The organism is Pseudomonas sp. LBUM1671, from assembly GCF_059695685.1.
The window spans coordinates 3440380-3463348 of sequence record NZ_CP166782.1 but is presented as its reverse complement, the minus strand read 5'-3'; the positions used below and the strand labels follow the sequence as shown (position 1 = coordinate 3463348).

Sequence of the window (22969 nt, the reverse complement as noted above, 5' to 3'; positions counted from 1 at the left end):
GTTGCCATGCGCTGGGTCTGCATTCTCTTCCCGCAATTGGCGCTGGACGCGGTACTGCGTCAGCGCCCCGATCCCGATGAACCGTTGGCGCTGCTGACCGGTCCGGCACAGCGCCGGGTGCTGCAAGCGGTCAACGCTCCGGCGCGGGCACTGGGCTTGCGTCCGGGGCAGTCGATGACCGCCGCCCAGGCCTTGAGCAAAGGTTTTGTCACGGCTGAATACGACGTCGCCGAGATCGAACACTGGCAGCAGTTCCTGGCGGCGTGGGCCTATCGCTTCAGCTCCCAGGTCAGCGTGCATTACCCGCGCGCCGTGGTGTTTGAAATTGAATCCAGCCTGGGATTGTTCGGGTCCTGGCCGCAGTTCGAGGCGCGGTTGCGTACCGAGCTCGGCGAGCTTGGCTTCCGTCACCGCATCGTCGCCGCGCCCAACCCGGTGGCCGCGCGGGTGTTGGCCAACGTGTATGACGGACTGGTGGTGCCGGACGATCAAGCCTTGCGCTATCACCTGGGGCAGTTGCCTGTCGACCGGGTTGCCCTGGAACCGGCGGTGGCCACGGCGTTGTCGCGCATGGGGTTGCGCACCTTGAATCAGGTGCAGGCGTTGCCGCGCAATAGCCTGGCGCGACGGTTCGAGGCGCAGGTGCTCAAGCATCTGGATGCGCTGTTCGGCGAGCGGCGGTTGGCGCTGGCGTTCTACCTGCCGCCGGACCGGTTTGATGTGCGCATCGAGCTCAACTTCGATGTGCAATCGCATCAGGCGCTGCTGTTTCCCTTACGTCGTTTGACCGGCGATCTGTCGGCCTTCCTCTGCGGCCGCGACAGTGGCGTGCAGCGTTTCGACCTGCACCTGGAGCACGCCGGCTTGCCGGACACGGTGATCAAGGTCGGCCTGCTCAGCGCCGAGCGCGATCCGGCGATGCTCTTCGAACTGGCCCGGGGGCGGCTGGAACAGGTCCAGGTCGAGGCCCCGGTGCGCGGTTTTCGGTTGCGCGCCGAAGACCTGCCGAGCTTCGTCCCGCAACGTCAGGAACTGTTTGACGACCGTCCGCAGCAGTCCTTGCCCTGGGAGCAACTGCGCGAACGCTTGCGCGCACGGCTCGGCGATGACGCGGTGCATGGCTTGCGCTTCCACGCCGATCACCGGCCAGAGTGCGCGTGGCAGGCACGGGCCGACAATCAACTGTGTGCGGGATTGGCGGGGGTGCAGCGTCCGGGCTGGTTGCTGACCGAGCCGCAAGCCGTACACGAAGGCTCGACGCGGATCCTCATGGGGCCGGAGCGCATCGAGTCCGGCTGGTGGGATGGCGATGATGTGCGCCGCGATTACTACCTGATCGAAACCCGTTCCGGCCAGCAGGGCTGGGCCTACCGTGCAGTGGGTGAGGGCGGTCCCCTGTGGCTGCAAGGCTGGTTCGCATGAGCGTCGAGTATGCGGAGCTGCACTGCCTGTCGAACTTCAGTTTCCAGCGCGGTGCGTCCAGTGCCCTTGAGCTGTTTCAGCGGGCGAAAAAGCACGGCTATCAAGCGCTGGCGATCACCGATGAATGCACCCTGGCGGGCATCGTCCGCGCCTGGCAAGCGGCCAGGTCGGTGGAGTTGCCGCTGATCATCGGCAGCGAAATGCGCATCGAGGACGGCCCGAAACTGGTGCTGCTGGTGGAGAATCTTGAGGGTTATCAGAGCCTGTGCCGGTTGATCACCCGGGCGCGGCGCCGTACGCAGAAAGGTCAATATCAGGTGCTGCGTGAGGACTTCAGCGAGCCGATGCCGGGGCTGCTGGCGTTGTGGGTGCCGGACGCGGTCGATGATTTTGCCAGCGGTCACTGGCTGAAACAGACGTTCACCGATGGCCTGTGGCTGGCCGTGCAGTTGCATCGCGGACAGGACGACACCCGACGACTGGACGCACTGCTGACACTGGCGCGGGAACTGCGGATTCCAGCGGTGGCCAGCGGCGATGTGCACATGCACAGCCGTGGACGGCGCGCCTTGCAGGACACCATGACCGCGATCCGTCATCACCTGCCGGTGGCCGAGGCCGGGTTGCGCCTGCATCCGAACGGCGAGCGGCATGTGCGCAGCCTCGATGCCCTGCAATCGATCTACCCGCAAGCGCTGCTCGATGAAACGCTGACCATTGCCCGGCGCTGCACCTTCGACCTCGGCCAGTTGCGTTACCAGTATCCTCGCGAGCTGGTGCCGGAAGGCCAGACGGCCACATCCTGGTTGCGGCATCTGACCGACGAGGGGATTGCGTGGCGCTGGCCAAACGGTCCGCAAGCCAAGGTGCTGGTGCAGATCGACAAGGAGCTGGAGCTGATCGCCGAGCTGGGCTATGAAAGCTACTTCCTGACGGTGCATGACATTGTGCGGTTTGCCCGTGAGCAGAAAATCCTCTGTCAGGGCCGGGGTTCTGCCGCGAATTCGGCGGTATGTTTTGCCTTGGGCATCACTGAAATCGACCCGGATCGCACCACGCTGTTGTTCGAACGTTTTCTCTCCAAAGAGCGCAATGAACCGCCGGACATCGACGTCGATTTCGAACACGAACGGCGCGAAGAAGTCTTGCAGTACGTGTTCCAGCGTTATGGCCGGACCCGCGCGGCGCTCACGGCGGTGGTCAGCACCTATCACGCGGCCGGCGCGGTGCGCGACGTGGCCAAGGCCTTGGGCCTGCCGCCGGATCAGATCAACGCTTTGGCCGATTGCTGCGGCCACTGGAGCGATACAACGCCTCCCGTGGAGCGCCTGCTTGAAGGCGGTTTCGATCCCGAGAGCCCGGTGCTGCGCCGGGTGCTGAGTTTGACCGGGCAACTGATCGGTTTTCCCCGGCATCTGTCCCAGCACCCCGGCGGTTTCGTGATTTCCGAGCAGCCGCTGGACACTCTGGTGCCAGTGGAAAACGCCGCCATGGCCGAGCGCACCATCATCCAGTGGGACAAGGACGATCTCGACGCGGTGGGGCTGCTCAAAGTGGATATTCTGGCCTTGGGCATGCTCAGCGCGATCCGCCGCTGTTTTGATTTGCTGCGCCGTCATCGCCATCTGGACTTGAGCCTGGCGACGATCCCGGCCGAAGACTCGCCAACCTACGACATGATCGGCCGTGCCGACACCATCGGCGTGTTCCAGATCGAGTCTCGGGCGCAGATGTCGATGCTGCCGAGGCTCAAGCCCCGCGAGTTTTATGACCTGGTGATCGAGGTGGCGATCGTCCGTCCGGGACCGATTCAGGGCGGGATGGTGCACCCGTACCTGCGCCGGCGTAACAAGGAAGAACCGGAGGTTTACCCGTCCCCGGCACTGGAAGTCGTGCTCAAGCGCACCTTGGGCGTGCCGCTGTTTCAGGAGCAGGTGATGCAGATTGCGATTGTCGCCGCCGACTACAGCCCCGGCGAGGCCGATCAGTTGCGCCGCTCCATGGCCGCCTGGAAACGCCACGGCGGACTGGAACCGCACAAGGATCGCCTGGCCGCCGGGATGAAGAAAAACGGCTACACGGCCGAGTTCGCCGCGCAGATCTTCGAACAGATCAAAGGCTTCGGCAGCTACGGTTTTCCCGAGTCCCACGCCGCCAGTTTCGCCTTGCTGACCTACGCCAGTTGCTGGTTGAAATGCCACGAGCCGGCAGCTTTCGCCTGTGCGCTGATTAATAGCTGGCCCATGGGTTTCTATAGCCCGGACCAAATTCTGCAGGACGCGCGCCGGCACCATTTGCAGATTCGCCCGGTGGACGTGCGCGCGAGTGACTGGGATTGCAGTCTCGAACCGATTACCGGCGCGCAACCGGCGATTCGCATGGGGCTGCGGATGATCAAAGGCTTTCGCGAGGACGATGCCCGGCGCATCGAAGCGGCGAGGGCGAAGGGGGGCTTTGTCGACATCGCCGACCTGGGAGAGCGCGCGCGACTTGATGCCCGCGCTCAGGAACAACTGGCCGATGCCGGCGCGCTGCGGGGCCTGGCGGGTGACCGTCATCGGGCGCGCTGGGAAGTGGCGGGGGTGCAGAAGCAGCTCGGTTTGTTTGCCGGCCTGCCGAGCCAGGAAGAACCTGCGATCTATCTGCCCAAACCCACGGTGGGCGAGGACCTGCTGGCCGACTACAACAGTGTCGGCACCACCCTCGGCCCGCATCCGCTGGCGTTGCTGCGCGGTGAATTGAAAGCCCGGCGTTGCCGCAGTTCGAAAGAGCTGATGGAAGTCGAACACGGGCGCCCGGTCAGCGTCGCCGGGATGGTCACAGGTCGGCAACGGCCGGGCACGGCCAGTGGCGTGACCTTTGTCACCCTGGAAGACGAGTTCGGCAACATCAACGTCATCGTCTGGCGCGACCTCGCCGACCGGCAGCGAAAAGTCCTCGTCGGCTCGCAATTGCTCAAGGTCGATGGCCGCTGGGAAAAGGAAGGCGAGGTGCGACACCTGATTGCCGGACGCCTGAGCGACCTGAGTCCTTTGCTGGATGGCATCAGCGTACGCAGCCGGGATTTCCACTGACGGGTGGCAAGGCAGCTTCTGTGTCAAACGGACCTCCATGGCAAACAGGGTTTCTGTGGCGAGGGGGCTTGCCCCCGTTGGGTTGCTAAGCGGCCCCAAAGCTGGCAACGCATTTCTTATGACTCACCGCATAAACCGGTTTCACGACGGCTGCGCCGCCGAACGGGGGCAAGCCCCCTCGCCACAAAAGCCCTGTTTGCCAAAGAATCCACATGCCAAAGAACCCGCTGATCACAGGTCAAGCAACTGGCGCCAATAAAAAATTAAACACTGTCCACGATGATGGCACTTTGGCATAATGCCGGCCGTCGACGTCCAGCACGTCGATTATCGATTCGACTCCCCCTCGCTTTTTTCGCCGCTGCCCCCCGCAGCGGCTGGCTATTGCCGTGCCGGGATAAACCGTTTTTTCAGAAGGAATGCACAGTGAGAATGATCTCTCGGATGTTGGTGTCGGCGGCAGCGATTGCCCTTTTGGGCAGCATGGCCGGGTGCGCCACCGAAAGCTCGCGCGCCTTGCCGGTCGCCAAAGTCGAAAGCGCCAGCGTGGCCTATGCCGGTGTTCGCGTACCGATGGCAGTCGGCAAGTTCGACAACCGTTCGAGCTACATGCGCGGCATCTTCTCCGACGGCGTGGATCGCCTCGGCGGTCAGGCCAAGACCATCCTGATCACTCACTTGCAGCAAACCAACCGCTTCAGCGTGCTGGACCGCGACAACATGGGCGAGATCCAGCAGGAAGCCGCAATCAAGGGCCAGTCCCAGCGCCTCAAGGGTGCAGACTTTGTGGTCACCGGTGATGTCACCGAGTTCGGGCGCAAAGAAACCGGCGATCACCAGCTGTTCGGCATTCTTGGTCGCGGCAAGACCCAAGTTGCCTACGCCAAGGTCAACCTAAACATTGTCAACATCAGCACTTCCGAAGTGGTTTATTCGACTCAGGGCGCGGGCGAGTACGCCTTGTCCAACCGTGAAATCATCGGCTTCGGTGGCACCGCTGCCTACGATTCGACCCTCAACGGCAAAGTGCTCGACCTGGCCATGCGCGAGGCGATCAACCGCCTGGTGGACGGCATGAACGCCGGGGCATGGAAACCAGGTAACTGATCAAGGTTGATGACAAGGAGCGGTAAAAGCATGTTCAAGACGTATGTATCGTGGGCGCTGATGGCGTCGACATTGCTGGTCAGTGGCCTGTTGGGCGGTTGCGCCGGCCCGAAAACCCTTTATCAGTGGGAAAGCTACCAGCCGGAAGTCTACGAGTACTTCAAGGGTGAAGAACCCAAGGAAGCCCAGGCCGAAGCGCTGGAACGCGACCTGCAGAAGATCCGGTCGACCGGCAAGACGCCACCGCCCGGCTACCACGCTCACCTGGGTCTGTTGTACCTGAGCATGGGCAAGGACGATCAGATGGTGCAGCAGTTCAGGACCGAGAAAACCCTGTTTCCCGAGTCGACGCCGTACATGGATTTTCTGCTTAAAAACGCCAAGACCGGAGACACCCAATGATCGCGCGCGCATTGAAACTGCTGGTCGGGTTGCTGGCGCTGGCCGTGCTCGGCGGCTGCGTCAGCCCCAAGACCGTGGACTATTCGGCGTACAAGCAAGCCCGTCCGAAAACCATTCTGGTGCTGCCGCCGCTGAACAACTCGCCGGACGTCAAGGCGTCCTACAGCATGTTGTCGCAGGTCACGTACCCGTTGGCGGAAGCCGGCTACTACGTGCTGCCGATCACCCTGGTCGATGAGACATTCCGCCAGAATGGCCTGACCACACCGGCGGACATTCATCAGGCACCGGCCAACAAGCTGCAGGAAATCTTCGGTGCCGACGCGGCGCTGTACATCACCGTGACCGACTACGGCACGCGCTACCTGATCATCAGCAGCGAAACCGTGGTGACCGCCACCGCGAAACTGGTGGACCTCAAGAGCGGCACCACCCTGTGGACCGGCTCGGCCCGGGCGTCGAGCGAAGAGGGCGGCAACAACGGTGGCGGTGGTCTGGTTGGCATGCTGATTACCGCCGCGGTCAAGCAAGTGATCAACAGCTCCACCGACGCCGGCCACCCGATTGCCGGTGTGACCAGTGCGCGGCTGCTGTCGGCGGGGCAACCGGCGGGCTTGCTGTATGGACCGCGTTCGCCGAAATACGGTACTGACTGAACCCGGTCTGTTTAAGGAAGCTCCTGTAGTGAGGTGCTTCCTGTGAACGGCTCCCTGTGTGGGGCTGCTTCCTGTGGCGAGTTTCGTCTACTTGGTGACAGGCCAAACCATTCCCCTCCGGTGCATCCGCCGACACTCCAACGCCACCGGCGCCTCGCCGATCCGTGGGCAGTTTGACCGTGGCCCCGGCAATCGCCGTCAGCCCCGCAGTCGTCAACTCATCGAAGCTGGGAGCGAAGCAGCCCCAAAATCGATAAACACATTTTGTATGACACACCGCATACTCCGACTTCACGACTGCTTCGCAGCCGAACGGGGATAAATCCCCTCGCCACAACGCAACTGCAGGGTTCTTTGTCCGGCAAGTACACAACAAATCTGCAGATCAAGAATCGGCTAATCTCTATGAAACCATTGGCGTCGGTAGTGCTCGAAACAAACGGGCCCGCGTCGTCCTCTCGTCGTTGCGATTCCGCAAGCCAGCCAATCAAAGGGACATAAAGCCAGTCGATGCAGTTTCTATCTGATAGCCACGGGTGTGCCGGCTGGAACGGTGAAATGGCCGGGCGCATCCGCGCGTTCGACTGGAGCCAGACCGAGCTTGGAAACATCGACGCCTGGCCCGCCAGCCTGTGCAGCACAGTGCAGCTGATGCTCGCGTCGCCACTGCCGATGGTGATGCTCTGGGGGCGGGCGGGTTACATGATCTATAACGACGCCTACTCGCAATTTGCCGGTGGCCGCCATCCTTATCTGCTGGGTGCTCCGGTGGAGCTGGGCTGGCCGGAAGTGGCTGAGTTCAATCGTCATGTGGTCGATACCTGTCTGGCGGGCGGCACCTTGTCCTATCGCAATAAAGAGCTGGAGTTGCTGCGCAACGGGGTCCCCGAAGACGTTTGGCTCGACCTCTATTACAGCCCGGTCGCCAATGATGAAGGTTGCCCGGGCGGGGTCATGGCGATGGTCGTTGAAACCACTGAACATGTGATTTCCGAACGCCGACGCCAGGAAGCCGAAGACGCCTATCGCGCCGACAACGAACGGGTGCGCCTGGCGCTCAATGCCGGGGCGTTACTCGGCTCGTTCGTCTGGGACATCAAGGGAAATGTACTGTCCGGCGACGAGCGCTTCGCCCGGACTTTTTCCTACCCCTCCGAGCAGAACCTCGCCGACCTTCCTACCGACATCGCTGAAGCCAAGATTCACGCTGACGACCGCAGTTGGGTCCAGGAACAAGTCAATCAATCGGTGGCCACCGGCGAGCCCTTTAATGCCGAGTACCGGGTTCTGCGACCCGACGGCAGCTATCTGTGGGTGCAGGCGAGCGGCTGCTGCGAGTTCAACGAGCAGGGCGAGCCGTTCCGCTTCCCCGGCGTGTTGATCGACATTCACGAACGCAAGATTGCTGAAGAATCCTTGCTCAAATTCACCCGCAACCTGGAACAGCGCGTGGCTGATGAAGTCGACGCGCGGCTGGCGGCTGAAGAACAATTGCGCCAATCACAGAAACTCGAAGCCATCGGCGGCCTCACCGGCGGCGTGGCCCACGATTTCAATAATTTGCTGCAGGTGATCGCCGGCAACCTGCACTTGCTGGCGCGGCATGAGCCGGATAACGCCAATGTGCAGCGCCGGGTCAGCGCTTCGATTGCGGCCGTCGAACGGGGCGCCAAACTGTCGTCGCAACTGCTCGCGTTTGCCCGGCGCCAACCGTTGTCGCCGGCGGTGTGCGATCCACAGCAGATCTTCGAAGGCCTGGGCGAGTTGTTGCAGCGGGCGCTGGGGGAAACCATCCAGATCAATGTGCAGGTGCCGCAAGAGCCCTGGCACATCAACGTCGATCGCAACCAGTTGGAAAACGCCATTCTCAACCTGGCGATCAATGCCCGTGATGCGATGCAGGGCGAAGGGACCATTGAGTTGAGCGCCGAGAATGTCGCGCTCGACCGTAAATTCTGTGTCGGCAAGGGCATCGTGGCGGGCGACTATGTGCGCGTCGCAGTGGCTGACACCGGCGCCGGCATGTCGCCCGAAGTGCTCGGGCAGGCGTTCGAGCCGTTCTTCACCACCAAGGGTGACGGCCAGGGCACGGGGTTGGGATTGAGCATGGTGTTCGGCTTCGTCAAACAGAGCGGCGGGCACATCGACATCTCCAGCGAGGTCGGGCAGGGCACTCGGGTACAGCTCTACTTTCCGCGCAGCTTGCACGCGTTGCCGACTGAAACGACGCTGCGATATTTACCCCAACGGGGCGGGCACGAAACCATTCTGGTGGTCGAGGACAACGAAGCGGTGCGCAGCTCGGCGGTGGAGCTGCTGCGCGAAGAGGGCTATCAGGTCCTGACCGCGGCCAACGGCGACCAGGCGATGCAGATGTTGCTGGAGGGCGTATCGGTAAACCTGATTTTCACCGACGTGGTCATGCCCGGCCTGATCAAAAGCTCGGACCTGGCGGCCTGGGCCAAGGTGCAAAATCCTCCGGTGGCGGTGCTCTTTACCTCCGGCCACACCCGGGACATCATTTCGCGCAATCACCAACTTAGCCCGGATACCCATCTGCTGAGCAAACCCTATGGGCCCGAAGCGCTGATGCACATGATCCGTACCGTCCTCAGCGGCTGACCACCTTCAAGTCTAAATATACAAGCGAGCCCTGTGGCGAGGGGATTTATCCCCGTTGGGTCGCGAAGCGGCCCCTGAAAATCGGACCGCTGCGCAGTCCAACGGGGATAAATCCCCTCGCCACAGGGCTCGCTCCCACATGGGTTTTATATTTTTTCAGTTATTTATCAAGGGCTCCCGATGACGTCAAAGCGCACCTCCAACCCTCCTTCCGGCATGGTCCGGGTACGCGGTGCCCGGGAACACAACCTCAAGAACATTGACGTCGACATTCCACGGGACGCCCTGGTGGTGTTCACCGGCGTCTCGGGTTCGGGCAAGTCATCACTGGCGTTCTCGACCCTGTATGCCGAAGCACAACGTCGCTATTTCGAATCCGTGGCGCCGTATGCGCGGCGGCTGATTGACCAGGTCGGCGTGCCGGACGTCGATTCCATCGAAGGCCTGCCACCGGCCGTGGCCCTGCAACAGCAGCGCGGCACACCGAGTACGCGCTCTTCGGTGGGCAGCGTGACAACGCTGTCGAGCCTGATCCGCATGCTGTACTCCCGGGCGGGCAGCTATCCGCCGGGCCAGCCGATGCTGTATGCCGAGGACTTCTCGCCCAATACGCCTCAAGGCGCCTGCGCCGAATGTCATGGTCTGGGTCGGGTCTATGAAGTCACCGAAGCCCTGATGGTCCCCGACCCGAGCCTGACCATCCGCCAGCGTGCGGTGGCTTCCTGGCCCACGGCGTGGCAAGGACAGAACCTGCGCGACATCCTCGTGACGATGGGCTACGACGTCGATAAACCCTGGCGCGAGCTGCCGAAAAAGCAGCGTGACTGGATCCTCTTCACCGAGGAAACGCCGACCGTCCCGGTGTATGCCGGGCTCACCCCGGAAGAAACCAGAGTCGCGCTCAAACGCAAAATGGAGCCCAGCTATCAGGGCACCTTCACCGGCGCCCGACGTTACATCCTGCACACCTTCAGCCACTCGCAAAGTGCGCTGATGAAGAAACGCGTCGCGCAATTCATGCTCGGCAGCCCGTGCCCGTTGTGCGACGGCAAACGGCTCAAGCGCGAGGCGTTGTCGGTGACCTTTGCCGGTTATGACATCGGCGAGCTGTCGCAAATGCCGTTGCTGCAAGTGGCCGAGGTGTTGAAACCGGTGGCGGCGCACAGTTACCTGGAACAGGTTGACGAGGCGGGCGAAGTGTTGACTCACAGCCAGACCCGCGAGGCCCGTGAACAGCGTGTAGCCCACGGCGCCAGGGGGCATGCCAACGCGCCGGATGTGCGGCATACGCCAAACCTGTCGGTTGAAAAGCGGCTGGCCGCGCAACGGATCGCTCAGGATTTACTGGAGCGGGTCAGCACTTTGACCGACCTGGGCCTCGGTTATCTGGCCCTGGAGCGCAGCACGCCAACGCTGTCATCCGGCGAATTGCAGCGGCTGCGACTGGCCACTCAATTGGGTTCGCAGTTGTTCGGCGTGATCTACGTGCTGGATGAGCCATCGGCGGGTCTGCACCCGGCGGATGGCGAAGCGCTGTTCGAAGCGCTGCAACGCTTGAAGGCGGCGGGCAACACGCTATTTGTGGTCGAGCACGATCTGGAAACCATGCGTCGCGCGGACTGGTTGATCGATGTCGGCCCGGCGGCGGGTGAGCATGGTGGACGGATCCTCTACAGCGGACCGCCCCAGGGACTGGCGGAAATCAAGGACTCCCAGACCCGCGCCTACTTGTTCGCCAAGCAGGTCACCGATGTCAGAACCAGCCGCAAGCCGACCGATTGGCTGCGCCTGGAAGGCATCACGCGCAATAACCTGAACGACCTCAGCGTCGAGTTTCCCTTGGGGTGTTTTACCTCGGTGACCGGTGTTTCCGGTTCCGGCAAATCAAGCCTGGTCAGCCAGGCGTTGCTGGAATTGGTCGGTGCGCATCTGGGGCGCGGCACCGATGCCAGCGAGCCTGAAGAGCTGAGCCTTGAGGACGATGCACCGCAAGTCAGCGGCGGTCAGGTGACGGCAGGGCTGGAATCGATCAAGCGCCTGGTGCAGGTCGATCAGAAACCCATCGGCCGCACGCCGCGCTCGAACCTCGCGACTTACACGGGGCTGTTCGATAACGTGCGCAAGTTGTACGCCGCCACACCCCAGGCACAAGCCGAGGGTTACGACGCCGGCCAGTTCTCTTTCAACGTCGCCAAGGGCCGTTGCCCGACCTGCGAAGGCGAGGGGTTTGTCAGCGTTGAGTTGCTGTTCATGCCCAGCGTCTATGCGCCGTGCCCGACCTGCCATGGCGCTCGCTACAACCCCGAGACGCTGGCGATCACCTGGCAAGGTTTGACCATTGCCCAAGTGTTGCAGTTGACGGTGGACGAAGCGGTTGAGGTTTTCGCCGAGCAACCGGGCATTCGTCGTTCATTGGAAGTGCTGCGCGACATCGGCCTGGGTTATCTGCGCCTCGGTCAGCCGGCCACGGAACTCTCGGGGGGCGAAGCCCAGCGCATCAAACTGGCAACCGAGTTGCAACGTAACCAGCGTGGCGCGACCTTGTATGTGCTCGATGAACCGACCACCGGTTTGCATCCCCGGGACGTTGACCGGCTGCTTGAACAGTTGAATACGCTGGTGGTGGCGGGGCACACGGTGATTGTCGTCGAGCATGAAATGCGTGTGGTTGCGCAGAGTGACTGGGTGATCGATATCGGGCCGGGGGCGGGGGATCAGGGCGGGAAGATCGTCGTTGCCGGCACGCCGCAGAAAGTGGCCAAGAGCAAGAAGAGCCGAACGGCCCCGTTCCTGGCCAGGACCTTAGGCGTAGCTTGAGAGGTCTGGTGGTTTTGCTGGCTTCTTCGCGAGCAAGCCCGCTCCCACATTTGATCTCTGTGGACTCAGGATATGGGAGTCACACCGATCCACTGTGGGAGCGGGCTTGCTCGCGAAGGCGGCCTGTCAGGCGCAGTCGAGCGTGCGCCGGACCTTGTCCAGCAGTTCATTGATCTGAAACGGCTTGATCAGCATCTCCATTCCCTCACCGAGGAACACCTGACGGTTGATCGCATTTTCTGCGTAACCAGTCATGAACAGGATCGGCAACCCTTCACGCCAGCCTCGGGCGACATCCGCCAGTTCCCGGCCGTTCATGCGCGGCAGCCCCACGTCGGTGAGCATCAGATCAATCGAGGGGTCGTTTTTCAGGCGTTCAAGGGCGTCTTCGATATCGCCCACCTGGGTGCAGCGATATCCGGCGTCCACCAACACTTCGGTGACAAACATGCGTACCGACGGCATGTCTTCGACAATCAATACATGCTCACCCGAGCCCTGTTGATCGACGCTCGCAGGTTCTGCTTGCGTGGTGCTCGGGTCGGCGCTGGCGGGCAGCATGATGGTCACTTCGGTGCCGCGGCTGGCCACGCTACGGATGTGCGCGTCGCCACCGGATTGGCGGGCGAACCCGTAAATACTCGACAACCCCAGCCCGGTGCCCTGGCCCAGTGGCTTGGTGGTGAAAAACGGGTCGAAGACCTTGTCGATCACATTGTGCTCGATGCCCGTTCCGTCATCGCGCACGGACAGCGCAACATACGCCCCGTCCGCCAGTTTCAGGTCTCCGTGGGAATACGCCGCGTAAGTGCTGACCCAGATATTCCCGCCTTGCGGCAAGGCATCGCGCGCGTTGATCACCAGGTTGAGCACGGCGCTTTCCAGCTGGATCGGATCGACCAGGGCTATCGCGGCTTTGGAGGTCAGTTCGAGTTTCAGCGCAATGTGTTCGCCGATGGTGCGCACCAGCAATTCTTCGAGGGAGCGGATGTGTTCGTTGATGTCCACCGGCCGCGTGTTGAGCGGCTGCTGACGGGCAAAGGCCAGCAAGCGATGGGTCAGGGAAGCGGCACTCATGGCCGAGTTCAGCGCGGCTTCGGCGTAGAACTGGACCTTGTCGGTACGCGAATCGGCCACCCGTTTCTGGATCAATTCCAGGCTGGTGATGATGCCGGTCAGCAGGTTGTTGAAGTCATGGGCGATGCCGCCGGTGAGCTTGCCCAGTGCGTCCATTTTCTGCACTTGCAACAACTGGCTCTCGGTGCGCACGCGCGCGGCGATCTCGTGTTCCAGTTGCGACGTGGCATCGTCGAGACGGGCCAGGTGCGAGCGTTCGCGGTGACGATGTTCGGTGACATCCTCGACGAACACCAGGCTCAGTTCAGGGGTGCGGTAGGGGGAAATCTGCCACTCGGTTTCCCGCAGCTCGCCCTCGATGCGCATGTTCAGCGTGCCTTTCCAGCGTTCCCCGGCGGTCAGGCGCAGGCGCAGTTCATCGAGGATCGCCTGCTGCTGGTCGGCGAAGCACTCGCGCAAGGAGTCCGGGTCGCGGTTGTCCTGTATCAGTCGGGAGAAGGCATGATTACATTCATGGACTTTGAACTGGGCGTCCAGCACCGCGATGGGCGCCGAGACGTTGACGAAAATCTCGCGAAACCGCGCCTCGCTATCACGCAGGGCGTTTTCCGTCTCACGCACCCGCAACAGGGTGCGCAGGGTCGCGAGCAACACGTCCGGGTCCACGGGATGGATCAGGTAGGCATCGGCCCCGGCGTCCAGACCGGTGATGATGTCACCGGTCTGGATCGATGCCGCCGACACGTGAATCACCGGCAACAACGCTGTAACCGCTTCCGCACGCAGTTTGCGGACAATATCGAAGCCGCTCATGTCGGGCAGGTTGACGTCCAGAATCAGCGCGTCGACGCATTCGTTGTCGATCAGCGCCAGACCGTCGCCACCAGTTCCGGCCTCCAGCACGATGTAGCCGTGCGGCTCCAGGCGTCGACGCAGAGCGTAGCGCGTGGCGGCGTTGTCATCGACGATCAACAGGCGAATGTCACGTTTCATCGGCAGGCTCCATGGCGATGGCCAGCGGGATGATCACGAAAAAGGTCGAACCGACCCCGGGCGTACTCTCGACCCCGACCTCGCCACCCAGCAATGCGGCGAAGCGTTTGCACAACGACAAGCCCAGGCCCGTACCGCGCAGGCGTTTTTGCAGCGGCGAATCGACTTGGGAAAAGTCCTCGAACAATGCGCCATGTAGCTCTGCAGCGATACCTATTCCTGTATCGGTGACGGCGAAGCGTACCTGGCTGGAACCTTCGAGCGAGGCCGAGACCCGCACTTCACCGCGGGTGGTGAACTTCAGCGAGTTGGAAATGAAGTTGCGCAGGATCTGCGCCAGCTTCTTGTCATCCGTGTACAGGCGCGGCAATCCCACCGGTTCTTCGAAGATCAAATCCACCGCCGTAGCGTCGACGATAGGCCGAAACATGCCACGCAGGGCGGCAAACAAGTCGAACATGTCGAACCAGGCGGGTGAGATAGTGATGCGCCCGGCTTCGATTTTCGCAAGGTCGAGCAAGTCGTCGACCATGTCGCTCAGCTCCCGCGCGGCGGTGCTGACGAACGCGACCTGCTTGTGTTGCTCGGGGCTCAGCGGACCGTCGATTTCATCGGTCAGCAGGCTGGCAATGCTCAGGATCGAGCCGAGCGGCGTGCGAAACTCGTGGCTCATGTAGGACAGGAAGCGACTTTTGAGGTCCGACGCCTGGCGCAGTTCTTCAGCCTGGTTGTCGAGCTCGGCGTACAGCGCGAGCACGCCCTGATTGGTTTCGTCGAGCTCTTCGCGCAGTGCTGCAGATTCACTCTGCAAGTGCGCAATCAGCGCCGATTGTTCGTCGATAGACGGCAGGGGCGACTCAGCCATGGGCGGCCTCCAAGGCAACGACCAGGACCGTGACATCGTCCCGGCCGCGACAGAAATCGCGATGCAGGACCGCTGCGATCACGGCGGGATGACGGTGCACCAGGCCAGGGTAGTCGTGCAGGTTCCAGCGGGACTGCAGGCCATCGCTGTACATGATCAATAGATGTCCGTCCACGTGTGCATAGTCAAAAGGCTGGGCTTTGCGGTATTGCCCGCCGACGATCCCCGGGTGGGACGCCAGGCCACGGGACTTGTCCGGGCTGATCAGGCTGCCGCCGATGTTGCCGATGCCGGTGAATTTCAGCGTGCCACGGTGGCCGTCGAATTGGGCAATCGCCAGGGCGCCGCCGCGGGTGCCGATCATCGCGTGGTGAATGTCTTCGAGCAGGAACACCGGCGAGGCGAACGGTGCCAGGGCGAAGGCTTTTTCCCCGGCGCGTGCAGCGTGTTCGGCTTCTTCGCCATGGCCCAGGCCGTCGATCACCAAAACGCTGAGGTTTGCCCCGTCGAACGCCAGGTGCCAGACATCACCGCAGGCAGGGTCGTTGTGCAGCGAGTGCTGACTGATGCCGATGCGCAAGTCCGCGTCCTTGCTGGCGCGCGGGTACAAACGGGCCAGCAGTACGGTGCCGCGCGAGTCGGTGTGAACATCGAAGACCTCGGTCTGACGCGACACCGCGCCCAGGCCGATGCCCTGCGTGCCTCCCGTGGAAAACCCGTCAGTCATGCACGCTTGCAGGTCAAAGCCCTGGGCACGGTCCACCGCGAGCATTTCGATGCCGTTGGCGCTTTTACCGGGCAGGATTCGCAGGTGCAATTCGCCCTGGGCTGCATGCTTGAGCACGTTGCTGGCCAATTCCGTGGCCACCAGCGCCACGCGACCGGCATCGGTCATGTCGAAACCATTGTCTTCGGCGAGCTTCTGCGCGGTGCGCCGGGCAAAGCCGATCTGGCTGCTGTCCTCGATCAACAGCACTTGGGTCAGCGACCCCCCGATATTCATGTCCATCGGGTGATCGTTATGCGAGTGCCCTGGCCGGGCGCGGTGTCGAGTTCGAACTCATCCACCAGCCGCTTGGCGCCGGTCAGGCCAAGGCCCAGGCCGCTGCCGGAGGTCCAGCCGTCGGTCATGGCCAGTTTGATGTCCGGGATGCCCGGGCCTTCATCGCGAAAGGTCAGGCGCAAACCGACCCTCGAGTTTTCGTCGAGGATCTGCCAATCCATGTCGCCGCCACCGCCATACACCATGGTGTTGCGCGCCAGCTCGCTGACGGCGGTCACCAGTTTGGTCAGGTCGATCAGGCGCATGCCGCATTCAGTGGCCAGCTTGCGCGCAGTCTGCCGGGCCAGGACCACGTCCTGCTCGATCTGAATCGGCTGAGTGCCGCTGCTGCGCAGAGTCATTGCTCGCGTACTCGATCCTGAAGCAGTTTCATCCCGCGCTCGACGTTCAGCGCGGTGCTGACGCCGGGCAAGGTCAGGCCCAGCTCAACCAGGGTGATGGCGACCGCAGGCTGCATGCCCACCAGCACGGTTTCGGCGTCCATGATTTTCGACAGCCCGGAAATCGTCCCGATCATGCGGCCAATGAATGAGTCGACCATGTCCAGGGCGGAGATATCGATCAGAACCCCGCGCGCCGTGGTCTTGCTGATGCGCTCTGAGAGATCGTCCTGAAGCGTCAGGGCGAGCTGGTCGTGCATGTCGACCTGGATGGTCACCAGCAGAAGGTTACCCATCTGCAGAATTGGAATTCTATCCATCGGCTTAGACTGCCTTGCTGACGGTGATTCCCAGGCGGGTCAGAGCCAGTTTGAGGGCGTCGGCCAGGTTGGCCTTGGTGACTACGCCTTGCAGGTCCAGGCCCAGGTGAACGATGGTCTGAGCGATTTGCGGACGCACGCCGCTGATGATGCAATCGGCGCCCATCAGGCGGATCGCGGTCACGGTCTTGAGCAAGTGCTGCGCCACCAGGGTATCGACGGTCGGCACGCCAGTGATGTCGATGATGGCGATTTCCGAACCGGTATCAACGATCCGTTGCAGCAGCGATTCCATCACCACCTGGGTGCGTTGCGAATCCAGGGTGCCGATCATCGGCAGGGCGAGCACGCCGTCCCAGAGCTTGACCACCGGGGTCGAGAGCTCCAGCAGTTCTTCCTGCTGACGTTTGATCACCGCTTCACGGGATTTCTGGAAGGTGCGGATGGTGTGCATGCCCAGTGCATCGAGCAGCTCAGACACTTCCCAGAGCTGTTCGGCCAATACGCCCGGATTGTCTTTGTAGTGAGCTTGCAGCAAGGAAAACAGCGGGCCTTTCAGCGAGAAAATGAAGCTGGCAGTCTGGTGCGAATCCTGGCCGAGCAGGGCGCGGCTGTGGGAGAGTTTTTCGAGGAATTGTCGAGCCTCATCCCAGCCCGGCGCGGCGATGTTCTGACTGTTGCCGTTTTCCAGGCCCGCGACCACCAGTTGCAGGAAGTCCGTGGTCTGCTGCTTTAGATCCTGGTCCTTGAGATTACGGTTGGCACCACTGGCTTCCAGGCTGGTGATCCATTCCCCAAGCAACTGCGTGTGGTTGTTTTTCATCGCGTCGAGTGTGCTGATTTGCATTGCTGCCATGTCCTTGTGCTCCTGAAATATGACGGGCCGATTCCCCAAAATACAATCGACCCGAATCAGTGACATTTGCCGTCTGAAATAGTTGTTTGCTGTGCGCAGGTTTTTTTCGTCCTGGCCAGCACTTGCCCGGTAACTCTAGTCGGCACTGCCGCCAACGGCGATTTTTTGACTTTGATCCTGTCGGGTGCCGGACCATTGGATTGAACCCCTGTGCCGGGATGGCTTCGAACTTTCAAGGCCCCGGCTGTTTCAATCGGGCTGGCCGTCACAAGCGAGGTACGTATGAAAGACGAATCGACACAACAACAGGATCAATCGGGAACGCCGGTCGACCGCAATGACCCGGCCATAGACCCGCAAACTCCGGGTGAAGCCGCGCCAGAGGGGCAGCGTCAGAGCCAATCCACCGACTCGCAGAGCGCCGATGAGGCGGTGGATCAGAAGAATCATCACGATGACAACGACAATGAGTTCAGCCCTGGTTTCAAACCGACACCCGACCGGCCGAAACCCGGCGAAGACACGGATGCCGACATCGATACCGATGGCGGCTAGTTCCGGCAGCATGCAAAAAGGCCGCATCCATCGATGCGGCCTTATTTTTGTGCGTTATTTGCTTGGGTGCGCCGCCTGGAGTTTTTTCGCCATCTCCAGGTGTTTTTCCAGTGCCGGCAACATTTTTTGCGCGAAGCCTTTCAGCTCGGTGGCGCCTTTTACCTTGTCATCCGTCACTGTGTTGGCTTGTTTTTCAAACAGCTTGATGGTGTCTTCGTGGGCCTTCACCTGATTATTGGCATAGGCCGCGTCGAAGGACTCATCACGCATGTCGAGGATTTTTTCCTTGGCTTGTTTGACCAGCGTCGTCTCGTCCGGCACTTCGATGTCATTCTTTTTCGCCAAGGCCGCCAGTTCATCGTTGGCCTTGGAATGATCGGTGATCATCATGGTGGCGAATTCCTTGATGTCGGCCGATGAGCTTTTTTCCAGCGCCAGACGGCTGGTTTCGATTTCCGCAATACCGCCCGCGGCCGCGTTGTCGACAAAGTCATTGGAAGTGGCGGCAAAAGCTGTGCCCATGCTGGTGCTCAAGGCTACGGCCAGAGCGAGGTGGCGCAGGGTGAATCCGTCCATTGGTCATTCTCCACACAGGTTTGGGTAAGCGATCGAGGTGATCGTTATTCAATGGAGGCAGGCGCTCACGCAAAGGTTTTATCGGGTTTGCGGCCGGACGACGAACGGACACCGCTGGTCTGATAGGCGGTCGACAGAACCCGTCAACCGAGGCCATTCTGATAGTTGGCGAACGCAATTGATCGCGTTTGCTGCCGATCAACAAACGGAGGTGTTCCATGCCGGTGCCACACGACCTTTATCAGGACCTGAAACTTTCAAAGGAAGATATCCAGCAAAAACGCTCCAAGGATCCGTTACTTGATTCACTGATCAACAAGTATTCGCAAGCGGACGCCGAGGTAGTCAAGGCTGAAACCGCAAAATCGGATGCGCCGAGCGATGACGCACTGAAGAAGCTCAAGGAGGCGCGTGTGCAGGTTAAGCAAAAGATCGTTGATAGGCTCCAATCGCCATCCTGACGCGCCTTGCCCACTCACCGACAACCGGTGACTGAAAAATTGGAACGGTGATCAAAACCGGCACCTCGAAAGATAAGAGTCCGACCCTTTCGACTCCCTGCGAGGTGCCTTATGACCGACCCGAAATTTCCTAGTGAAGAGCAGGGCGGGTTCGACCCGATCCCGACTCATCCTGAGCCGCTAAGCCCCGGCCGCACGACGATCAACCCCGAAGACGAGCCGGGCATCGACGAATTGCCGAACAATGAAGGTGTGCGCCCGCTGGATGAGGACGATTCCACCGCGATGGACCCGGAACGGGTGCGCGAAGAAACAGACAACGCCGTGCGCGATCACGAGATCGATCCCCGCTAACCTAATCCACCACACATCTCCTGTGGGAGCGGGCTTGCTCGCTAAAGCGATGTATCAGCCAAAGCAGATATCGACTGACACGACGCCTTCGCGAGCAAGCCCGCTCTCACGGGGTTTGTGTCTTACTTCTGGAGGGCCGTGGTCAGGGGTAGGCGCGCCATGTTCATGGCCTTCAGCGAACCCAAATACAACCAGTCCCCATACTCGCGCACGGTGGTAATCGGCGAGTAATTGCCATTGCCCGCATCCTGCAGGTTGGCAATCACCTTGCCCTCAAGGTCCAGACCCAGCGCAAACGCGCGCTTTTCCACCGGTTTGGGCAAGACCGTCATCGCCCGCACGATCATCTTGCGCACGAACGGGTGCGGCGCCGTGGCGTCGAGCAGCGCATTGCGCGGTGCGTAGAGCGCTACCCAGAAACGGTCGCGGCCATTGAACGCGAGGTTGTCCGGCAGGCCCGGCAGATTGTCGATAAACACGTCGTGGGTTCCGGCTTTCGGCCCGCTCAACCAAAAGCGGGTGATGCGGTAAGCGCCCGTTTCGTTGACCAGTACATAGCTGTCATCCGGCCCCAGCGTCACGCCATTGGCAAACTCAAGCTTGTCCAGCAACACCAAGGTCTTGCCCGTCTGGAAGTCATAGCGCAACAAACGTCCATCGCCACCGTGCTCGATGATCGCCTCGCCATCTTTGCCATAACCCCAGCGGCTGGAGGCATCGCTGAAATAGGCGTAGTGCCCGGACTTGTCGATGACCACGTCATCGGTGAAACCGAAAGGCACGTCGTCGGCCGCGGTGGCCAGCGGGATCAGCCGGCCTTGGGCATCCAGGGACAGCAAACCTTTGACGCTGTCAGCGATCACCAGCAACCCGCTCGGGTGCCGCGCCAGGCCCAGAGGCCGGCCACCGGTATCGGCCAGCACCTTGGTGTCCTTGCCGTCGAGGCTGGTGCGGATCAACCGGCCATCGTGCAGCCCGGTGATGAGCGCGTTGTCTTCCAGCAACAGCGCCTCCGGCCCTTCGATGCCGGCCGGGCCGACGCGCTCCACCCCTTTCAGACGCTGATTGTCGGCATATACACCGCTGGTGAGGGAAGGCGCCGGCGACGGTGTCCAGGCCACCGGCCGAACCTTGGTCGGGAAAAACAACAGAAAAGCGCCGAGGACGATGATCAGCAGCCACAGCAGATGGCGAAACCTGAAGGCTCTTCTCACACGCTGACTCCCGCAGGGGTGAGGTTTTTCTGCGCCATTTCGCGCAGCGCCAGCATCGATGCTGCGGACTCATGCTCGATACGCCGCTTGAGCAGCAATCGATTGGTGATACGCATCGCCAGGCCCGAAAACTGATACTCCAGCGTCCGCACAAAACGCGTGCCTTCGCCTTGCGCCTCGCATTCGTAGGTCACGACCAGCGACAACCCATGATCACCGCGCGCCCTGGCACTCCAGCGGCGGCCTGGCAAGTATTCGTTGACCTCCCAGCTCAAGTGCCCCGTACGCCCGCCGGCACGAATGTCCTCCTCGAACCGCTGGCCGGCATGCAGCGGGCCACCTTGCCCCTCGACCTTGAGGGACGACGGATGCCACTCCGGCCACCGGGTGACGGTGCTGGCATAGGCGAGCACATCTATCGGATTTCCAGCGATAGCGATCTGGTGCTGCATGCGGGTCATGGCCGTTCTCGTCAAGGGCAAGGGGGCAGGCTCCGGTTCCCAGTACAGGGTGCCGAACAGGTAATCCATCAGCGGAAAGACGATATTGAAATTGCGTTCCTGCATCAGCTCGCGGCGGTGATGCAGTTCATGCAGGCGACGCATCTGGCGGATCCATGGCAGACGTGTGACGGGGTTGCCCGGGGGCAAATGCTCGCAGGCATGAAACACCTCGTACATCAGGTACCCAAGGACCAGGCAGCCGCCAAACAGTCCCGCGATATTGGCATCGACCTGCTGGAGCAGCCACCAGAGGGGCAGGGTGATGACCACGGTGTGCAACACGATCAACCAGGCCGGAAACAGAATCACCCGCCAGTCCCGAGCGCTGTCGTAGGTCATGTGCCCAGGGGCGAAAAAGCTGTGATGGTCGCCGGCATGGCGGGCGTAGAACATCCGCGCGAAGCTCTTTTTGTGATGCCCCAGATGCCGATGCACCATGTACACGCCGAAATTGAAGAACAGCAGCGTCAACGGCACCGCCAACCATTCCAGCGGCTGGACCTGATGCACGGTGCTCCAGAACCCGCCGATGGCCAGCACGCCGAACAGCAGCACAAAGGCGCCGTGCAGCCAGGGGTTGTAGAGCGGATGAATGTCAGCGCGATAGCGGTCGCGAAATGCCTGGGTGGTCTGCCTCACTGCGGTCACCTCTGGTTATTGTTATCACCAGCAGATTAGCTGATCTGCCCGCGCAGCCTCGGGCAAACCTGGATGACACAAGCGCCATGATCCGGTGTATCAGGTCAGCGGGTTCCAGCGTTGGGACCAGTCGTCGTCGGTCTTGATCACTTCACGCAACAGATCGAAGGCCTGTTGCAAGGTCGCCGAGTCGCGATCGCGGGAGTAAACCAGGTAGGTCGGGTAGCTGAATTCCGGAGCTTTGGGCACGGGCTCCAGCACGCCGCTTTCCAGGTAGCTCTGGACCACGCGGGTGCGGAAGTAACCGCTGCCGCCGTTTTCCAGGATGTATTGCAGGGCCAGCGGACCGAGGTTGAAGCTCAAGGCAGCCTTGGCTTTTTCCGGCAGGGCGGCATCGTGTTGGCGGCGGAAATCCGGACCCCAGTCGATATACACGTAAGGATCGGATCGCCCGGCGAGGCGTACGAGGATGAGTTTTTCTTCGAGGATCTGCTCGACTTGCAGGCGCGGCCAGTATTCCGGCTGATAGACCAGCGCTGCGTCCAGCACTCCCAGTTCCAGTTGCCGCAACAGCGTCTCGCCGTCGCGGATTTCCATGCGCAGGGCGTGGCTGGGAATCTTCTCGCGCAATTCGCCGGCCCAACTGAGCATCAGCGGGTTGCACAGACTGACTTCGCCGCCGATGTGCAGTACGTCGTGGTAACCCTCGGGCAGCGGCAAGTCCCGACGCGCAGCTTCCCAGGTTTCGACCAGTTGATTGGCGTACACCACAAACGCCTCGCCATTGGGCGTCAGCCGCGCCCCGGCGCGGTTGCGCACGAACAGCGTGCTGCCCAATTGGCTCTCGAGTTTTTGCACGCGCGCCGTGATTGCGGTCTGGGTGACGTGGAGTTTTTCAGCCGCGGCAGCCAAGCTGCCGTGACGGACAATTTCCAGAAAGGTGCGAGCGAGATCGATGTCCATGGGCAGGCCGGTGCGGGAAGTGCCAGCATTGTAAACGGATATGCGTGGGC

20 protein-coding genes and 1 pseudogene are annotated in these 22969 nt (G+C 61.6%); 10 read left to right on the top strand and 11 right to left on the bottom strand.

Features of this window, described 5'->3' with window-relative positions:
* The first annotated feature begins 6 nt into the window (after positions 1–6).
* The 5 genes from ACA060_RS15800 to ACA060_RS15780 all read left to right on the top strand — a co-directional run bounded on the left by ACA060_RS15800 (position 7) and on the right by ACA060_RS15780 (position 6661).
* Positions 7–1422, top strand: coding sequence for a Y-family DNA polymerase (locus ACA060_RS15800; RefSeq protein ID WP_497311716.1), 1416 nt, complete (start codon positions 7–9; stop codon positions 1420–1422).
* Positions 1419–4496, top strand: coding sequence for an error-prone DNA polymerase (locus ACA060_RS15795; RefSeq protein ID WP_497311715.1), 3078 nt, complete (start codon positions 1419–1421; stop codon positions 4494–4496). The genes ACA060_RS15800 and ACA060_RS15795 overlap by 4 nt, the downstream gene beginning before the upstream one ends.
* Positions 4497–4928: 432 nt before the next feature.
* Positions 4929–5603: a CsgG/HfaB family protein gene (locus tag ACA060_RS15790; RefSeq protein WP_497318266.1), complete on the top strand. Its 675-nt coding sequence runs from the start codon at positions 4929–4931 to the stop codon at positions 5601–5603.
* A 60-nt stretch (positions 5604–5663) separates the two neighbouring features.
* Complete coding sequence (locus ACA060_RS15785) at positions 5664–6005, top strand: DUF4810 domain-containing protein (RefSeq protein WP_497318264.1); 342 nt, start codon at positions 5664–5666, stop codon at positions 6003–6005.
* A complete protein-coding gene (locus ACA060_RS15780) occupies positions 6002–6661 on the top strand; it encodes a DUF799 domain-containing protein (protein ID WP_109632130.1) in 660 nt (219 codons plus the stop codon). The genes ACA060_RS15785 and ACA060_RS15780 overlap by 4 nt, the downstream gene beginning before the upstream one ends.
* Positions 6662–6784: 123 nt before the next feature.
* On the opposite strand, the pseudogene ACA060_RS15775 reads toward ACA060_RS15780, so the two are convergent.
* A pseudogene (locus ACA060_RS15775) lies at positions 6785–6899 on the bottom strand (flavin reductase family protein); the annotation flags it as partial.
* A 272-nt stretch (positions 6900–7171) separates the two neighbouring features.
* Between ACA060_RS15775 and ACA060_RS15770 the strand changes: the two are divergent.
* Complete coding sequence (locus tag ACA060_RS15770; RefSeq protein ID WP_109632129.1) at positions 7172–9283, top strand: hybrid sensor histidine kinase/response regulator; 2112 nt, start codon at positions 7172–7174, stop codon at positions 9281–9283.
* A gap of 180 nt (positions 9284–9463) precedes the next feature.
* On the top strand, positions 9464–12100 hold the full coding sequence (uvrA, locus tag ACA060_RS15765; protein ID WP_497311714.1) for an excinuclease ABC subunit UvrA: 2637 nt from the start codon (positions 9464–9466) through the stop codon (positions 12098–12100).
* A gap of 126 nt (positions 12101–12226) precedes the next feature.
* On the opposite strand, the gene ACA060_RS15760 is transcribed toward uvrA, so the two are convergent.
* From ACA060_RS15760 to ACA060_RS15735, 6 genes are read right to left on the bottom strand one after another with little or no spacing between them, the layout of a single operon-like run.
* Positions 12227–14170 (bottom strand): PAS domain-containing hybrid sensor histidine kinase/response regulator, encoded by a 1944-nt coding sequence (locus tag ACA060_RS15760; protein ID WP_497311713.1) that lies wholly within the window; start codon positions 14168–14170, stop codon positions 12227–12229.
* On the bottom strand, positions 14160–15035 hold the full coding sequence (locus tag ACA060_RS15755; protein ID WP_109632124.1) for a sensor histidine kinase: 876 nt from the start codon (positions 15033–15035) through the stop codon (positions 14160–14162). The genes ACA060_RS15760 and ACA060_RS15755 overlap by 11 nt, the downstream gene beginning before the upstream one ends.
* Positions 15028–16038 carry an ATP-binding protein gene (locus tag ACA060_RS15750; RefSeq protein WP_497318262.1) on the bottom strand — a complete coding sequence of 337 codons (1011 nt, stop codon included), beginning with the start codon at positions 16036–16038 and terminating at the stop codon, positions 15028–15030. Before ACA060_RS15750 ends, ACA060_RS15755 begins: the two co-directional genes overlap by 8 nt.
* Positions 16035–16439 (bottom strand): anti-sigma regulatory factor, encoded by a 405-nt coding sequence (locus ACA060_RS15745; protein WP_109632122.1) that lies wholly within the window; start codon positions 16437–16439, stop codon positions 16035–16037. The genes ACA060_RS15750 and ACA060_RS15745 overlap by 4 nt, the downstream gene beginning before the upstream one ends.
* A complete protein-coding gene (locus ACA060_RS15740) occupies positions 16436–16798 on the bottom strand; it encodes an STAS domain-containing protein (protein WP_497311712.1) in 363 nt (120 codons plus the stop codon). The genes ACA060_RS15745 and ACA060_RS15740 overlap by 4 nt, the downstream gene beginning before the upstream one ends.
* A gap of 4 nt (positions 16799–16802) precedes the next feature.
* Positions 16803–17654 carry an STAS domain-containing protein gene (locus ACA060_RS15735; protein ID WP_109632119.1) on the bottom strand — a complete coding sequence of 284 codons (852 nt, stop codon included), beginning with the start codon at positions 17652–17654 and terminating at the stop codon, positions 16803–16805.
* Positions 17655–17936: 282 nt separating this feature from the next.
* Here ACA060_RS15735 and ACA060_RS15730 point away from each other — a divergent pair, with 282 nt between their 5' ends.
* Positions 17937–18209 carry a hypothetical protein gene (locus tag ACA060_RS15730; RefSeq protein WP_497311711.1) on the top strand — a complete coding sequence of 91 codons (273 nt, stop codon included), beginning with the start codon at positions 17937–17939 and terminating at the stop codon, positions 18207–18209.
* Between the two features lie 54 nt (positions 18210–18263).
* Here the strand turns inward: ACA060_RS15730 and ACA060_RS15725 are convergent, their stop codons facing one another.
* On the bottom strand, positions 18264–18785 hold the full coding sequence (locus tag ACA060_RS15725; protein WP_109632116.1) for a DUF4142 domain-containing protein: 522 nt from the start codon (positions 18783–18785) through the stop codon (positions 18264–18266).
* 218 nt (positions 18786–19003) lie between these two features.
* On the opposite strand from ACA060_RS15725, the gene ACA060_RS15720 reads away from it, so the two are divergent.
* A complete protein-coding gene (locus ACA060_RS15720) occupies positions 19004–19246 on the top strand; it encodes a hypothetical protein (RefSeq protein ID WP_497311710.1) in 243 nt (80 codons plus the stop codon).
* A gap of 111 nt (positions 19247–19357) precedes the next feature.
* On the top strand, positions 19358–19600 hold the full coding sequence (locus ACA060_RS15715; protein WP_497311709.1) for a hypothetical protein: 243 nt from the start codon (positions 19358–19360) through the stop codon (positions 19598–19600).
* 122 nt (positions 19601–19722) lie between these two features.
* Here the strand turns inward: ACA060_RS15715 and ACA060_RS15710 are convergent, their stop codons facing one another.
* From ACA060_RS15710 to ACA060_RS15700, 3 genes are all read right to left on the bottom strand, one after another.
* A complete protein-coding gene (locus ACA060_RS15710; protein ID WP_497311708.1) occupies positions 19723–20814 on the bottom strand; it encodes an SMP-30/gluconolactonase/LRE family protein in 1092 nt (363 codons plus the stop codon).
* The gene (locus ACA060_RS15705) at positions 20811–21956 is read right to left on the bottom strand and encodes a sterol desaturase/SRPBCC family protein (protein WP_497311707.1); all 1146 of its coding nucleotides are present in this window, start codon (positions 21954–21956) and stop codon (positions 20811–20813) included. Before ACA060_RS15705 ends, ACA060_RS15710 begins: the two co-directional genes overlap by 4 nt.
* A gap of 99 nt (positions 21957–22055) precedes the next feature.
* Positions 22056–22919 carry a LysR family transcriptional regulator gene (locus ACA060_RS15700; RefSeq protein WP_497311706.1) on the bottom strand — a complete coding sequence of 288 codons (864 nt, stop codon included), beginning with the start codon at positions 22917–22919 and terminating at the stop codon, positions 22056–22058.
* Positions 22920–22969: the final 50 nt, after the last annotated feature.

Bases quoted from the DNA above. Each gene is read 5' to 3' on its own strand.
- ACA060_RS15800 (WP_497311716.1), top strand. From the start codon at position 7: ATGCGCTGGGTCTGCATTCTCTTCCCGCAATTGGCGCTGGACGCGGTA.
- ACA060_RS15795 (WP_497311715.1), top strand. From the start codon at position 1,419: ATGAGCGTCGAGTATGCGGAGCTGCACTGCCTGTCGAACTTCAGTTTC.
- ACA060_RS15790 (WP_497318266.1), top strand. From the start codon at position 4,929: ATGATCTCTCGGATGTTGGTGTCGGCGGCAGCGATTGCCCTTTTGGGC.
- ACA060_RS15785 (WP_497318264.1), top strand. From the start codon at position 5,664: ATGGCGTCGACATTGCTGGTCAGTGGCCTGTTGGGCGGTTGCGCCGGC.
- ACA060_RS15780 (WP_109632130.1), top strand. From the start codon at position 6,002: ATGATCGCGCGCGCATTGAAACTGCTGGTCGGGTTGCTGGCGCTGGCC.
- ACA060_RS15770 (WP_109632129.1), top strand. From the start codon at position 7,172: ATGCAGTTTCTATCTGATAGCCACGGGTGTGCCGGCTGGAACGGTGAA.
- uvrA (WP_497311714.1), top strand. From the start codon at position 9,464: ATGACGTCAAAGCGCACCTCCAACCCTCCTTCCGGCATGGTCCGGGTA.
- ACA060_RS15760 (WP_497311713.1), bottom strand. From the start codon at position 14,170: ATGAAACGTGACATTCGCCTGTTGATCGTCGATGACAACGCCGCCACG.
- ACA060_RS15755 (WP_109632124.1), bottom strand. From the start codon at position 15,035: ATGGCTGAGTCGCCCCTGCCGTCTATCGACGAACAATCGGCGCTGATT.
- ACA060_RS15750 (WP_497318262.1), bottom strand. From the start codon at position 16,038: ATGAATATCGGGGGGTCGCTGACCCAAGTGCTGTTGATCGAGGACAGC.
- ACA060_RS15745 (WP_109632122.1), bottom strand. From the start codon at position 16,439: ATGACTCTGCGCAGCAGCGGCACTCAGCCGATTCAGATCGAGCAGGAC.
- ACA060_RS15740 (WP_497311712.1), bottom strand. From the start codon at position 16,798: ATGGATAGAATTCCAATTCTGCAGATGGGTAACCTTCTGCTGGTGACC.
- ACA060_RS15735 (WP_109632119.1), bottom strand. From the start codon at position 17,654: ATGGCAGCAATGCAAATCAGCACACTCGACGCGATGAAAAACAACCAC.
- ACA060_RS15730 (WP_497311711.1), top strand. From the start codon at position 17,937: ATGAAAGACGAATCGACACAACAACAGGATCAATCGGGAACGCCGGTC.
- ACA060_RS15725 (WP_109632116.1), bottom strand. From the start codon at position 18,785: ATGGACGGATTCACCCTGCGCCACCTCGCTCTGGCCGTAGCCTTGAGC.
- ACA060_RS15720 (WP_497311710.1), top strand. From the start codon at position 19,004: ATGCCGGTGCCACACGACCTTTATCAGGACCTGAAACTTTCAAAGGAA.
- ACA060_RS15715 (WP_497311709.1), top strand. From the start codon at position 19,358: ATGACCGACCCGAAATTTCCTAGTGAAGAGCAGGGCGGGTTCGACCCG.
- ACA060_RS15700 (WP_497311706.1), bottom strand. From the start codon at position 22,919: ATGGACATCGATCTCGCTCGCACCTTTCTGGAAATTGTCCGTCACGGC.